General features: G+C 71.6%; 9 protein-coding genes. 3 read left to right on the top strand and 6 right to left on the bottom strand.

Annotated elements, in window-relative coordinates; translation table 11 throughout:
- Window positions 1–3 precede the first annotated feature (3 nt).
- Window positions 4–1,164, top strand: coding sequence for an HPP family protein (locus tag AC3IF3_RS06010; RefSeq protein ID WP_489227815.1), 1,161 nt, complete (start codon window positions 4–6; stop codon window positions 1,162–1,164).
- A gap of 523 nt (window positions 1,165–1,687) precedes the next feature.
- On the opposite strand, the gene oxc is transcribed toward AC3IF3_RS06010, so the two are convergent.
- The 6 genes from oxc to AC3IF3_RS05980 all read right to left on the bottom strand — a co-directional run bounded on the left by oxc (window position 1,688) and on the right by AC3IF3_RS05980 (window position 10,464).
- A complete protein-coding gene (gene oxc, locus AC3IF3_RS06005) occupies window positions 1,688–3,433 on the bottom strand; it encodes an oxalyl-CoA decarboxylase (RefSeq protein WP_489227814.1) in 1,746 nt (581 codons plus the stop codon).
- Window positions 3,434–3,481: 48 nt separating this feature from the next.
- A complete protein-coding gene (oxlT, locus tag AC3IF3_RS06000) occupies window positions 3,482–4,771 on the bottom strand; it encodes an oxalate/formate MFS antiporter (RefSeq protein ID WP_243971385.1) in 1,290 nt (429 codons plus the stop codon).
- Window positions 4,772–4,902: 131 nt separating this feature from the next.
- Entirely contained in the window at window positions 4,903–6,708 is a 1,806-nt protein-coding gene (locus tag AC3IF3_RS05995) for a DEAD/DEAH box helicase family protein (RefSeq protein ID WP_489227812.1), read from the bottom strand.
- Window positions 6,709–6,885: 177 nt separating this feature from the next.
- Window positions 6,886–7,974, bottom strand: a complete 1,089-nt coding sequence (locus AC3IF3_RS05990) for a branched-chain amino acid aminotransferase (protein WP_243971389.1) — start codon at window positions 7,972–7,974, stop codon at window positions 6,886–6,888.
- A 91-nt stretch (window positions 7,975–8,065) separates the two neighbouring features.
- Window positions 8,066–9,826 (bottom strand): ABC transporter ATP-binding protein, encoded by a 1,761-nt coding sequence (locus tag AC3IF3_RS05985; RefSeq protein ID WP_489227810.1) that lies wholly within the window; start codon window positions 9,824–9,826, stop codon window positions 8,066–8,068.
- Between the two features lie 92 nt (window positions 9,827–9,918).
- A complete protein-coding gene (locus tag AC3IF3_RS05980) occupies window positions 9,919–10,464 on the bottom strand; it encodes a Spy/CpxP family protein refolding chaperone (RefSeq protein WP_489227809.1) in 546 nt (181 codons plus the stop codon).
- A gap of 174 nt (window positions 10,465–10,638) precedes the next feature.
- Between AC3IF3_RS05980 and AC3IF3_RS05975 the strand changes: the two genes are divergently transcribed.
- Both AC3IF3_RS05975 and AC3IF3_RS05970 read left to right on the top strand, forming a co-directional pair.
- A complete protein-coding gene (locus tag AC3IF3_RS05975; RefSeq protein WP_489231252.1) occupies window positions 10,639–11,562 on the top strand; it encodes a metal ABC transporter substrate-binding protein in 924 nt (307 codons plus the stop codon).
- Window positions 11,563–11,723: 161 nt separating this feature from the next.
- Entirely contained in the window at window positions 11,724–13,472 is a 1,749-nt protein-coding gene (locus tag AC3IF3_RS05970) for a heparinase II/III family protein (protein WP_489227808.1), read from the top strand.
- Window positions 13,473–13,496 lie beyond the last annotated feature (24 nt).

Genomic DNA, 13,496 nt, shown 5'->3' with positions numbered 1-13,496 from the left:
TCGATGCGCCTGTTCCTGAGCCGTTTCCTGCCGGAGCTGAGCCCGGTCAGCCGGCGCGAGCGCCTGCGCGCCGCCGCGGGCGCCCTGGTGGGGATCCTGGCGACGGGCCTCGTCTGCCGGGCCGCGGTCGGCTCGGAGGCGCTGCCGATCCTGATCGCCCCGATGGGCGCCTCGGCGGTGCTGCTGTTCGCGGTCCCGGCGAGCCCGCTGGCGCAGCCCTGGTCGATCCTCGGCGGCAACGTCGTGGCGGCCCTGGTCGGCGTCACGGCGGCCTCGTGGATCCCCGACCCGTTCGTCGCGGCCTCCTGCGCCATCGGGGTGGCAATCGCCCTGATGATGGCCCTGCGCTGCCTGCATCCCCCGAGCGGGGCCGTCGCGCTGACGGCGGTGCTCGGCGGCCCGGCGATCCGCGCGCTCGGCTATGGCTTCGTGCTCTGGCCGGTGGCGGCGAACTCGCTGCTGCTGCTCATCGCCGCCCTGCTGTTCAACAACCTGACCGGACGCGCCTACCCGCATCAGCGCCTGGCCGGCCCTCGGACCGCCGACCCGCCCTCCGACGCCCGGGTCGGGTTCCGGGCCGCCGACCTCGATGCGGCGCTGGAGGATTTCGACCAGGTGCTCGATGTCGACCGGGGCGACCTGGAGCAGATCCTGCGGCGGGTGCAGATGCGGGTCTACGGCCGCCGCTCCGGGTCGATCACCTGCGCGGCGATCATGTCGCGCGACGTGATCGCGGTGGCGCCCGACGCGCCGCTCGGCGAGGCGCTGCGGCTGCTGCGCCACCACCGAATCAAGGCGCTGCCGGTCACCGACGAGGGCGCCCGGGTGCTCGGGATCGTCACCCAGACCGACCTCCTCGACAAGGCGGCCTGGGACCGGGCGGGACCGCGCCTCGGCTGGGGGCGGCGGCTGCGCCTCACCGCCGAGCGGGGCAGGGCGCCCCATGGCTGCGCCGCCGACATCATGAGCCCGGTCGAGCCCGTCCGCCCAGACATGCCCGCCGGCGAACTCGTGCTGCGGCTCTCGGAGGCGGGCCTCCACCACCTTCCGGTGGTCGGTGCCGATGGCCGGCTCGTCGGGATCGTGTCGCAGACGGATCTCATCCCGGCGCTCCTGGCCGAGGCGGGGTCCGCGCGCGCTCCGGCCCGGACCGCCCCGGCCTGAGGCTCAGGCGCTGTCGGGCGGCTCCGCCAGGACGGACGATACCGCTTGCGCCACTACGGCGGGCTGGTCGGCGTGTGGTCCGTTCTTCCGGAGACCTCTGACATCCTCCCCCGGGCGGGAGAGGTCTGCTCTCGCGGAGAGCCGGGTGAGGGACGAGACCTGATCCCAACCCCCTCCCGCCCGGGCTACGCCGTTCACAGATCGCGTCCGGATAGGGGCAACGGGCGACCCCTTTCGGGGGCCACCTTTCCCCGCAGAAGCTACCGGACTCACCCTTCGCAGTCTGACATCAACATCATGGAAAAAAAGCGCTTTTCCCCTCCCCCTTGCGGGGAGGGGCCAGGGGTGGGGGTGGTGCAGAAGGCACCGCCCCACGCCATCCTGCACCACCCCCACCGCCAACGCCTCCCCGCAAGGGGGAGGAGAGAGCCTCTGGGCCAGCGATGCGTGAAGTATCGTAGCCCGCAAAAGGGAGGGCGGGCGTGCGCCTCCGTTGAAGGGGCATTCCCGAACCGACCGTACCTCACTTCTTCTTCTTGATCCCGCTCTGCGGGTTGAGGCTGCCGATGTTGCCGCTCTCGCTGCCGGCCGCCGGGTCGATCACGGCGTTGATGAGAGCCGGCCGGCCCGAATCCATCGCCGCGTTGACCGCCCGGGTCAGTTCGTCCGGCGTGGTGACGTGGTAGCCGGTACCGCCGAAGGCCTCCATCATGCGGTCGTAGCGGGAATCCGGCACGAAGACGGTCGTGGCGGGATCCCGGCCGGTCGGGTCGGTGTCGGTGCCGCGGTAGATGCCGTTGTTGTTGAACACCACGATGCAGACCGGCAGCCCGTACCGGCAGATCGTCTCGACCTCCATGCCGGAGAAGCCGAAGGCGCTGTCGCCCTCCACGCACAGGACCGGCTTGCCGGTCTCGACCGCCGCCGCGACGGCGAAGCCCATGCCGATGCCCATGATGCCCCAGGTGCCGACATCGAGCCGCTTGCGCGGCTGGTACATGTCGATGATGCCCCGGGCGAGATCGAGGGTGTTGGCGCCCTCGTTGACCAGGATCGCATCCGGGCGCTCCTTCACGATGGTCCGCAGGGCACCGAGGGCCGCGTGAAAGGTCATGGGCGAGGCGTTGCTCATGAGCTTCGGGGCCATCTTGGCGATGTTCGCCTCGCGCTTGGCCTTGAGCAACGCGATCCAGTCGGACGGGGGCTGCTGCCAGCCCCTGCCCATGCCGTCGAGGAGCGCCTGCACGCAGGAGGCGATGTCGCCGACCACGGGGGCCACGATCTCGACGTTCGAATCCATCTCCCGGGGCTCGATGTCGATCTGAATGAACTTGGTCGAGCCCGGCTCGCCCCAGCTCTTGCCCTTGCCGTGCGACAGCAGCCAGTTCAGCCGGGCGCCGATCAGCAGGACCACGTCCGAGTCCTTCAGCGCCGTGGACCGCGCCGCCCCGGCCGAGAGCGGGTGCGTGTCGGGCAGGAGGCCCTTGGCCATGCTCATCGGCACGTAGGGGATGCCGCTGGTCTCCACCAGCGCCCGGATCGCGTCGTCGGCCTGCGCGTAGGCGGCGCCCTTGCCGAGCACGATCAGCGGCCGGCGGGCGGCTTTCAGGACCGCGAGCGCCCGCTCGATCGCCTCGGGGGCGGGGCGCTGCGCCGGGGCCGGATCGATCACCTTGACCAGGGACTTCAGGCCGGCCTCGGCGTCCAACACCTGGGAGAACAGCTTGGCCGGCAGGTCGAGATAGACGCCGCCGGGCCGGCCCGAGCAGGCCGCGCGGATGGCGCGCGCTACGCCGATGCCGATATCGGCCGCGTGCAGCACCCGGAAGGCCGCCTTGCACAGGGGCTTGGCGATGGCGAGCTGGTCCATCTCCTCGTAGTCGCCCTGCTGCAGGTCGACGATCTCGCGCTCGGAGGAACCCGAGATCAGGATCATCGGGAAGCAGTTGGTGGTGGCGTTGGCGAGGGCCGTCAGGCCGTTCAGGAAGCCCGGAGCCGAGACCGTGAGGCAGATGCCCGGCTTCCGGGTGAGGAAGCCCGCGATCGCCGCCGCGTTGCCGGCATGCTGCTCGTGCCGGAACGAGATGACCCGCATCCCTTCGGCCTGGGCCATGCGGCCGAGATCGGTGATCGGGATGCCCGGGACGCCGTAGATCGTCTCGATGCCGTTGAGCTTGAGCGCGTCGATGACGAGGTGGAAGCCGTCGGTGAGATCCGGCTCGGCCTCCACCTCGGGGTTGGTGTGGACGATCTTGGCCACAGCGGTCATCGGGGATCTCCGGAGGTTCGGTTTCGGTGTGGGCTGGGCCGGGGCCGCTCAGGCCGCCCGGATCGGTTGGGGCGTGGCGAGCGCCGCGAGGGGCTCCGCCTCGGCGAGGTAGCGGGCGCGCATCGGGCGGAGCAGGAACATGGCCAGGGCCGCCGCCGTGACGTTGAGCACGATGATCAGCGTGAACACCGCCGACCAGCCATAGGCCGCCGAGAGCAGGCTGGCGAAGGGGACGAGGAACGCCGCGGTGCCCTTGGCGGTGTAGAGCAGGCCGGCATTGCTGGCGGCGTATTTGGAGCCGAACGTGTCGCCGCAGGTCGCGGGGAACAGCGAGTAGATCTCGCCGAACACCCCGAAATACACCGCCGTGGCGAAGACGAACACCATCGGGTTGTGCCCGTAGGTCAGGAGCACGATCACCGCGAGCGCCGCGGTCGAGAAGGCGATGAACATCGTGTTCTCACGGCCGATATGGTCGGAGACGAAACCGAAGAACGGCCGTCCGAACCCGTCGAAGATCCGGTCCAGGGAGATCGCCAGGGTCAGCGCCGCCATCTGGAGGCCGAACAGGCTCACCGGGACGCCGGCCACTTGGAAGTCGTGGGCGATGGGCGCGATCTGCGCCGCCGCCATCAGGCCGCCGGAGGCGACCATCACGAACATCGCGTACATGACCCAGAAGACGGGGGTGCGCACCGCCTCGCGGGGTGTGCGGTCGACCTTGGTCTGCGGCAGCCGCAGGCTCTTGCGCTGGATCGGCGCCGCGGTGGCCGGCTTGCGCAACAGGAAGGCGATGGCGAGAACCACCGCTCCCTGGCCGAGGCCGAAATACAGGAAGGCGTCCTGATAGCCGCTCGTGGCGATCATCCGGGCGATCGGCACCACCGTGATGGCCGCGCCCGCGCCGAAGCCCGCCGCGGTGGCGCCCGCCGCGAGGCCGCGCCGGTGCGGGAACCACTTGAGGGCGTTGCCCACGCAGGTGCCGTAGACCGAGCCGGCGCCGATGCCGGCGGTCACGGCCCCGAGATAGAGCAGGAACAGGCTGTCGGCATAGGCGTCGATCGTCCAGGCGAGGGCGATCATCACGCCCCCGAAGGCGACCACGAGCTTCGGGCCGTAGCGGTCGACGAACCAGGCCTCGACCGGGACCAGCCAGGTCTCGGTGGCGACGAACAGGGTGAAGGCGAGCTGGATCGCCGCGCGGCCCCAGTGATACCGCTGATCGATCGGGTCGACGAACAAGGTCCAACCGTATTGAAGGTTGGCGATCATGGCCATGCAGATCACGCCGAAGGCGAGCTGCCACCATTTCGCCGCAGGCGAATCCTGGCGTTCCATCCCTGAGCCTCTCTCGTGGGCGGCGCGGCCTTGCGGTGGCCCGTCTCGTACGTCGCAGATCATGCACATCCCCATCAGGTATGCAATATACCAGCATGCGACGGTCGGGACGAACTGTCAGGGCGGCGATATTATTCCGGTTGTGCGGCTTCGATGATCCGCCCCCATGCGCCGAGCGTCGGGTGGTCGGCCGGGTCCAGCGTCTCGTCGAGGTGGGGAATCGACGCGGCGTCGGCTGGAATGCCAAGCAATGGACGGGCCGCCGCCCAGTCCGGCCCCGCGCCCGAATCCGCCAGGGCGTCACGGTCCAGTCCGACGATCCGGCCGCGGTCGAGGCGCAGGATCGCCCGCCCGGTCCCGGCCCGGACGAAGCGGATCGACGCCATCCGGCTCAGGCAGGCCTGCAGGAACGCGGTGTTGGCCGCCGCCGACAGGTCGGCACCCGCAAAGACCGTATCGGGGCCGCGGGCGAAGATGTCGACCTTGCGGAACCGGTCGATGTCGATCAGCCCCTTCACGTCCAGGATGTTGAGGATCCCGCCGGCCCAGAACGCGATGGTGCGCGGGCGCTGCCCCAGCGGAACGCTGTTGTCGAGGAACTCGCAGACCACCTGCTTGTCCCGGGCCAGCGCCCAGTTGAAGAACAGGCGCGGCATGCCGGTATAGGCCTCGACATTGTGGGCGAGCAGGTCCTCCACCGCCTTGTAGCGGCCGAACAGCTCGCCCCGCTTCCAGGCACGCTCCACGGTGTCGGCCGGGGGCGTGACCATGAACTGCAGGTAGACCCGGTCGCCGAACCGGGTGAGCAGCTGGCCGCCGCCGTCCGAGCCGGCCTCGGCCTGGAAGCTGTCGAACCGGAACCGGTCGATCAGCAAATTGGAGATCCGCCCCTCCGCCGCCTTGCGGGTGACGTAGCGGTCGAGCTTCATGTCGATGATCTCGACCTCGTAGCCCGTCAGGGTGCCGGCGTAGCGATGGGCCCCGCCGAGGCTGTCGTAGTCGAGGAGGTACTTGCGCCAGACGTCCGGGGTGATCACTGCGAAGTCGGACCAGGCCATGCCGAGACGCCTGGCGAGGGCCAGCTGGTAGGGCCGGATCGTGCTCTTGCCGGAGGCCGAGGCGCCCTTGACGTTCATCACCACCGGATGGTCCTGCGGCGCCAGCCGGCGGTAGCCGCGCGCCTCCACCACCCCGGCGATCCAGGGTTCGATCTGCTCGCCGATGCGGCGGCTGCCGTAGCCGTTCGAGACCAGCGTCCCGGCGAGGCTCCGCAGCAGGGATGCATCGCGAATCAGGGTGTTCTGTCGGGCGATGAGACCCGACACCACGGTGCGCAGGGCCTCGCAGGCGGCGATCTCCAGGCCGTCGCCGGATTCCGCGGCCCGCCGCTGCCAGGATTCGAGGTGGCGCAGGGCCCGGGTCGCGGGGTCCTCGCGCGGCGCTGCGGCGGGGACCGGGCGCCGGCCGAGAAGGCGATCGAGCCAGCCCGGCTCGGGCGGGGCGGGGGTTGGGCGGTCGTCCAGGATCGCGGCGATCGCGCGGGCGAGCACCGCGTCGGCCGCGGCGCGGATCTCCGCCAGGGTCGCCTCGACCGCGCCGAGGCGGGGCTCGATCCCTTCGCGCAGGATCGTGGCGACGATCGCCCGGAAGTTCACCCCGAGATCGGCGTAGACCGCCCCCACCGGCACGGACAGGTCCGACATGACCCGGATCAGGACCTCGTGGACGACGAGGCGGCTGGCCCTGAACCGCACGAGCTGCCGGGCCGGCAGCCCGCACAGGTCGCTGAGTTCCAGGGCATCGCGCAGTGGCGTCTCGACGTGCTCAGGCCGGTAGACGGTGATCAGCGGCAGGAAGGCGGCCGGCAGATCCGACCGGACGCCCGGGTTCCACGGTCCGGCGGACGATTCCGGAAGGGGGGCCGCCGCGCCGGTCATCCGCGCGTTTCCCTCGCCCCTCTGCGGGCTACGATGTTCACGCATCGCCGCCGGAGCTGCGCGTGCATCCGGCCGCTGCCCTCGTTCGTCGACGATGTGGGCATCCGGTAGCCCCCAGCGAGGGGGCGGGCGCGCCATTCCGCCCCGCCCGACGCCCCTGCGAACCGCCGCGAAACCCTAAAAGATCTTCTGGAACCAGCCATGGGCATCATTGGAATTGCCCCGCTGGATATCGACCAGGAGATTCCGCAGCCGCTGCGCCACCGGTCCGGCCTTGCCGCTCCCGATGGTGAAGCTCTCCTCCCGGCCCTTCACCGTGCCGATCGGCGTGATCACCGCGGCGGTGCCGCAGGCGAAGGCCTCGGTCAGGCGGCCCTCCCGCACGTCGGCGCGCCACGCGTCGATCGTGTAGGGCTCCTCCCGGACGGTCATCCCGGCTTCCCGTGCGAGGGTGATCACCGAATCCCGGGTGATGCCGGGCAGGATGCTGTCCGAGAGCGGCGGCGTGACCAGGGTGCCGTCCCCGAACACGAAGAACACGTTCATACCGCCCAGTTCCTCGATGAAGCGGCGCTCGGCCGCGTCGAGGAACACCACCTGCTCGCAGCCCTGGGCGGCGGCCTCCGACTGCGCCGCGAGGCTCGCCGCGTAGTTGCCGCCGCACTTGGCCGCCCCGGTGCCACCGGGGGCGGCGCGGGTGAAATGCTCGGAGATCCAGACCGTGACGGTGCCGGTCGGATCCTTGAAGTACGAGCCCACCGCCGAGGCGATCGTCACGAACAGGTATTCCGAGGCCGGCTTCACGCCGAGGAACGCCTCGGATGCGATCATGAACGGCCGCAGGTAGAGGCTGCCGTCGGGGGTATCGGGGATCCAGGCGCGGTCGATCTCGACCAGCCGGCGCATCGCCTCCACGAAGGCGTCCTCGGGGAAGGGCGCCATCGCCATGCGCTCGGCCGAGCGGCGGAAGCGCAAGGCGTTGGCCTCGGGCCGGAACAAGGCGGCGCCGCCATCGGCGGTCCGGTAGGCCTTGAGACCCTCGAAGATCTCCTGCGCGTAGTGCAGCACCGCGGCGGCCGGATCGAGGGGGATCGCCTCGCGCGCCTGGATCCGGACATCGGACCAGCCGCGCCCGGCCGCATAGCGCGCCACGACCATGTGGTCGGTGAACACCTTGCCGAAACCGGGATTCGCCATCAACGCGGCCCGCTCCTCGGCGGTCCGCGGGGCGGGGTGACTCTTGATGTCGAACGTCAGGTCGCTCACGGTCTCATCCTCATCGGCTGAGGCTCTTATGGCGCGCTCCGGCGCGCGAATCTACGGAGCCGGCGCATGACGGCGTCGCTGCGGGTGCGGCTCACGCCGCCGTCGCGGGCTCCGACAGCTGCAGGCGGTGCAATCGCGCATAGGTGCCCGCGGCCGCGATCAGATCGTCGTGCCGGCCTGTCTCGATCACGCGGCCGGCCTCCATCACGGCGATCTGATCGGCGTCGCGCACCGTCGAGAGCCGGTGGGCGATCACCAGGGTGGTGCGGCCGCGCATCAGCCGGGTCAGCGCCTCCTGCACCAGACGCTCCGATTCGGCATCGAGGGCCGAGGTCGCCTCGTCGAGGAGCAGGATCGGCGCGTCTTTCAGGAAGGCGCGGGCCAGCGCCACGCGCTGCCGCTCGCCCCCCGAGAGGCGTCCGCCGCCGGGTCCGACCCGGAACGCGTAGCCCTCCGGCAGGGCCGTGACGAACTCGTGCGCCGCCGCCGCCCGCGCCGCCGCCTCGATCTCCGCCGGGGCGGCCCCGGGGCGGCCGAAACCGATATTGGCGGCGATCGTGTCGTCGAACAGGACCACGTCCTGCGAGACCACCGCCACCGCCGTGCGCAGGGAGGCCAGGGTCACGTCCCGGACATCCTGGCCGTCGATGGTCACGCGGCCGGCGGTCACGTCGTAGAGCCGCGGGACGAGGTTGAGCAGCGAGGATTTCCCGGACCCCGAGCGCCCGACAAGCGCCGTCACCGACCCGGCCCGCACCGCAAGGTCGATGCCCTCCAGGGCCGGGACGTCGGGCCGGTAGCGGAACTGCACGGCCTCGAAGCGGATCGCCCCGTCGGTCACGGCCAGCGGCGGGGCGCCCGGCGCCTCGCGGATGGAGGCGGCCTCGTCCATCACGTCGAAGTAGCGCCGGAGCGCGGCCGCCGCCTCCTGCAGGATGGCGTTGAGATTGCCCAGCGCCCGGGCCGGCTGGGCCGCCAGCAGCAGGGCCGCCACGTAGCCGGTGAAGTCGCCGACCGTCTTCTCCCCCGCCAGCACCCGCTGCCCGACCAGAACCAGCACCCCCGCCACCGCGATGCCGCCGCCGATCTCCAGGAGCGGATCGAGGCGGCCCCGGGCATTGGCGGCCTTCATCTTGAGCCGGCGAACCTCGTCGAGGGCCGCGGCGGCGCGGGCCTTGAGGTAGCTCTCCATCGCGTAGGTCTTGGCGACGCGCGCGCCCTGCAGGCTCTCGGAGATCAGGCTGGCGGTGGCGCCCATCTGCTCCTGGGTCGAGGTCGAGACCCGCCGGAGCTTCCGGCCGATCCGCCCGATCGGCCCCGCCACGAACGGAACTGTGACGCCGGCGATCAGCGTCAGCACCGGGTCCATCCAGAGCAGCGCCGCCACGAGGCCGATCAGCATGGCGATGTCGCGCAGGAGCACCGTCGAGATGCGGGTGAGCGCCTCCTTGATGAAGGCGAAGTCCGTGGTGAAGCGCTGGGTCAGCGCCGCCGGGCTCTCGCGGCCGAGCTGGGCGAGATCGGACTCGATCAGGTGGCCGTAGAGCGCCGCCTGCATGTCGGCCTCGACCCGCGTGACCACCCGATTGGTCAGCACCGTCTGGCCGTAGAGGGCGAAGCCGCGCAGGGCGGTGACCACGATCACCACCAGCGGCCCGTAGGCGATCGCGGCCGCGTCCTTGCGGTCGAAGGCGTCGAAGGCGGCCTTGATCAGCGCCGGATAGAGCCCGGTCGAGGCACCCACCAGCGCGATCAGCACCAGCACCACGGCCAGCGTCGCCCGGTGCGGAAACAGCCACGTGCGCCAGAGCCGGACGAGGAGGGGAGCCGTGTCGCCGGGAAGGCGCGCCATGAAACCTACGGGGTCGGACCAGGGCCGCCCGCACACGGGAGGCGCCGCGGCAGCGGTGTGCCGCCGCAGCCGCCGCGGATCAAGGCCTTCGGTCAGCGCCCGTCGCCGCCCGGTCCGTGCTCGTCGTCGTGGTCGTGGTCGTCGTCGTGGTGCCACCCGCCCCGCATGCCGTGACCGCCCATCGGGCCCATCGGCCGGGCGAGGATCATCGCCCGCCGCTTCTGGTCCTGATCGAGGCTGGCGTAGAGCGGCTGCGACGCGTCGGCGAGCTTGCGCAGGGCCTCGCCGCGGGCCGATGCGGCATCGGCCATCGCCCGGAGGGCCGCCGGGGCGTCGTCGCGGAATTTCGGCCGGTCGCGCATCGCATCGCGGCGCTGCTGGCGCAGCTTGGCCATGTCGCGGATCGCCGATTCCACCGGCGGCCACAGCTTCTCCTGGTCGGGATTGAGCGTCAGGCCGGCATGCAGGGCGGCGATGCGGGCATCCGTGAACGCCGCCCGATCCTCGGGGCTGAGTGCGCTCCAGCGCCCATGCCCGCGGAAGCCCTCGGGGCCGTGGTCGCGGGCGGCGGCCGCGCCCGCCAAGCCCAGGCCGAGGGCCCCGGTGACGAGGATCGCGGCTCTCAAACGTCGGGACATGGAAACCTCCGTCTCACGCTCCGGACGCCGCCAAGCCGAACTGGCCGCGGCGCCCGACGCCGCCCATCAGACCCCGGTCGTGTATCCCGCTTGTGTATGTAACACTGTTACACTAGGGGCAGACCGGATCGGAACGGTTCAGGGAGTGGGGCGGTGCGGCGGGCGGCGGGAACGATCCGGACCTTGGTCCAGGCGGCGGTGGGCTTCGCGATCCTCGGCCTCGCCGTCCCGGCCTGGGCGGCGCCGGAGGGGAGGCCGGTCCGGGCGGTGGCCAGCTTCTCGATCCTCGGCGACCTCGTCCGGCAGGTCGGCGGCGGGCACGTGACGGTGACCACCCTGGTCGGGCCGGATTCCGACGTCCACGGCTTCAGCCCGACCCCGGCCGACGCGCGCAAGCTTGCCGAGGCTGACATCGTCGTCGTGAACGGTCTGGGGCTGGAGGGTTGGCTCGACCGGCTGATCCGGGCCTCGGGCACCCGGGCGCCGGTGGTGGTCGCCTCCACGGGGGTGGCGCCCATCCCCGCCCGGGACGAGCACGCGCAGGGCGAGGGCGGCCACGGCGACCAGGCCGTCGACCCGCATGCCTGGCAGAACGTCGCCAATGTGCGGATCTATGTCGCCAACATCCGGGACGGCCTCGCGACGGTCGATCCGGCCCATGCCGCCGCCTACCGGGAGGCCGCCGCCGCCTATATCGTCAAGCTCGACGCCCTGGAGCGGGACCTGCGCGCCACGATCGCCGGCATCCCGCCGGAGCGCCGCCGGATCATCACCACCCACGACGCCTTCGGGTATTTCGCCGCGGCCTACGGCCTGCGCTTCGTGGCGCCGCAGGGCGTCTCCACCGACAGCGAGGCGAGCCCCCGGGACGTGGCCGCGATCATCCGGCAGATCCGCCGGGACCGCGTGCCGGCGGTGTTCCTGGAGAACATCAGCGACCCGCGCCAGATGAAGCAGATCGCCCGGGAGAGCGGCGCCCGCCTCGGCGGCAAGGTCTATTCCGACGCGCTCTCCGGTCCGGACGGCCCGGCGCCGACCTATCTCGACCTGATGCGTGCGAACCTGCGGGCCTTCGCGGCCGCCCTGGCGCCCGGCTGAGGTCCGGGCGTTGGTTCGCCTTCGGGGCGTCCGACATGACATAGCGTAAACCGCCGGTTAAGAGGCCTCTTCTAGCCTTACGCAACGGGTGCCAGCCGATCCTCGTCCGCGAGGGCTCAGGGCCGTGGGGCCTTGTGAGAATCGCGCAGCTCGGAGATCGCGTGGCTTGGGGGCCTGACCGCTGGCGCTTCTATCGGCTCCTCGCGCGCGAGGCTGTGCGCGCGATCCGCGCGGCCGGCGCGAGCCTCACGGCATCCCCCGACATCCTCGCCCGGATGCGGGTCACGGGTCTGGTGATCGCGCCCCAGGACCTGCGCACCTCCGACGCGACCTTCGCGGACGACATCTATGCCGGCCTGTTCGTCTTCGCCGGCCGGTCGCTGGCGGCGAGCGGCGGCTCGCCCTTCGATTACGCGCCGCCCTCGCCGGAATGGGCCGACGAGCTCTACGGCTTCGGCTGGCTGCGCCACCTGCGCGCCGCCGACACGGCGCTGGCCCGGGCCAATGCCCGCGCCTTCGTGGCCGACTTCATCGCCGGGCGGGGCGATCCGGCGCTGGCCCGCCAGACGCCGGTGGCGGCGCGGCGGCTGATCTCGTTCCTGTGCCAGTCGCCGCTCGTGCTGGAGGGCGCGGACCACGCCTTCTACCAGAACTTCCTCAAGGCCATCGGCCGCAACGCCCAGCAGCTCGAGCGCGACCTGCGGCGGGGGGTGCCGCCGCAATGGCGCCTGAACGCCGTCGTGGCGCTCTGCTACGCCGGCCTGTGCTGCGACGGGATCCAGCCGATCCTGCGCCGGGCGACCCGGATCCTGTCGCGGGAGCTCGACCGGCAGATCCTGACCGATGGCGGCCACCGCTCGCGCGATCCGCGCTTCGCCATGGAGCTGCTCCTCGACCTGCTGCCCCTGCGCCAGAGCTACCTGAGCCGGAGCGTTGAGCCGCCGCTGGCGCTCCTGCGCGCGATCGACCGGATGCTGCCGCTGCTGCGGCTGCTGCGCCATCCGGACGCCTCGCTCAGCCATTTCAACGGCATGGGCGCCACCGACGCCGACCATCTCGCGACCCTGCTGGTCTATGACGGCGCGCTCGCCCGGCCGCTGATGCACGCGCCGAATTCGGGCTACGAGCGCCTGGAGGGCGGCCGGGTCGTGATCGTGGCCGATGTCGGCGCGAGCCCGCCGCTCCCGTACTCGGTCAATGCCGGGGCCGGCTGCCTCGCCTTCGAGATGTCGAGCGGACCGCAGCGCATCGTGGTCAATTGCGGCCTGCCGGCGAGCGGGCCGGACCTGCGCCTCCTGGCCCGTTCCACCGCGGCGCATTCCACCGCCTCCGTGGCTCGCACCTCCTCGTGCCGGTTCCTCACCCGCGACGGCTGGTGGGGCGAGCGCCAGCTGGCCGATTGGCTGATCCGGCGGCGCGGCCCGGTGGTCCTGAGCGGCCCGACCGCGGTCGCGGCCGAACAGGCCGAGGAGGCCGACAGCGTCATGCTGGCGGCCCGGCACAACGGATTCGGGCCGGAATTCGGAATCGTCCACGAGCGGCGCTGGCAGCTCTTCGCCGCCGCGGCGCTCCTGGAGGGCCGGGACGCGTTCCTGCGCCAGGGCAAGGCGGGAGGCCGGGCCCGCCGACGCCCGCACGACGTGGCCATCCGCTTCCACCTCCACCCCGGCATCGCCGTACGCGGGGTGCCGGAGGGACTCGAACTGGCCTCGGCCCTCGGTGAGATCTGGGTGTTCCGCGCGGAGAACGTCGAGATCGCCCTGGAGGAGAGCGTGTATTTCTCGGGCCTCACCGGCGCCCGCCGCACCGACCAGATCGTCCTCCATCTCAGCGTGTCGGAGGATGTCGAGGTGCGCTGGAGCTTCGAGCGCCGGGCCTCGGCGCCGTTGCGAGGGGTCGCGCCGGCCTGACGCGTGTCTGGCCCGGTTCCCCGT

Source organism: Methylobacterium sp. J-118, from assembly GCF_057836565.1.
Note: the sequence above shows the minus strand (reverse complement) of the source record. Positions and strands in the feature narration are given on the sequence as shown.

What these genes read in the sequence shown, in the direction of transcription:
- AC3IF3_RS06010 (WP_489227815.1), top strand. Translation starts at nt 4, where the DNA reads ATGCGCCTGTTCCTGAGCCGTTTCCTGCCGGAGCTGAGCCCGGTCAGC.
- oxc (WP_489227814.1), bottom strand. Translation starts at nt 3,433, where the DNA reads ATGACCGCTGTGGCCAAGATCGTCCACACCAACCCCGAGGTGGAGGCC.
- oxlT (WP_243971385.1), bottom strand. Translation starts at nt 4,771, where the DNA reads ATGGAACGCCAGGATTCGCCTGCGGCGAAATGGTGGCAGCTCGCCTTC.
- AC3IF3_RS05995 (WP_489227812.1), bottom strand. Translation starts at nt 6,708, where the DNA reads ATGACCGGCGCGGCGGCCCCCCTTCCGGAATCGTCCGCCGGACCGTGG.
- AC3IF3_RS05985 (WP_489227810.1), bottom strand. Translation starts at nt 9,826, where the DNA reads ATGGCGCGCCTTCCCGGCGACACGGCTCCCCTCCTCGTCCGGCTCTGG.
- AC3IF3_RS05980 (WP_489227809.1), bottom strand. Translation starts at nt 10,464, where the DNA reads ATGTCCCGACGTTTGAGAGCCGCGATCCTCGTCACCGGGGCCCTCGGC.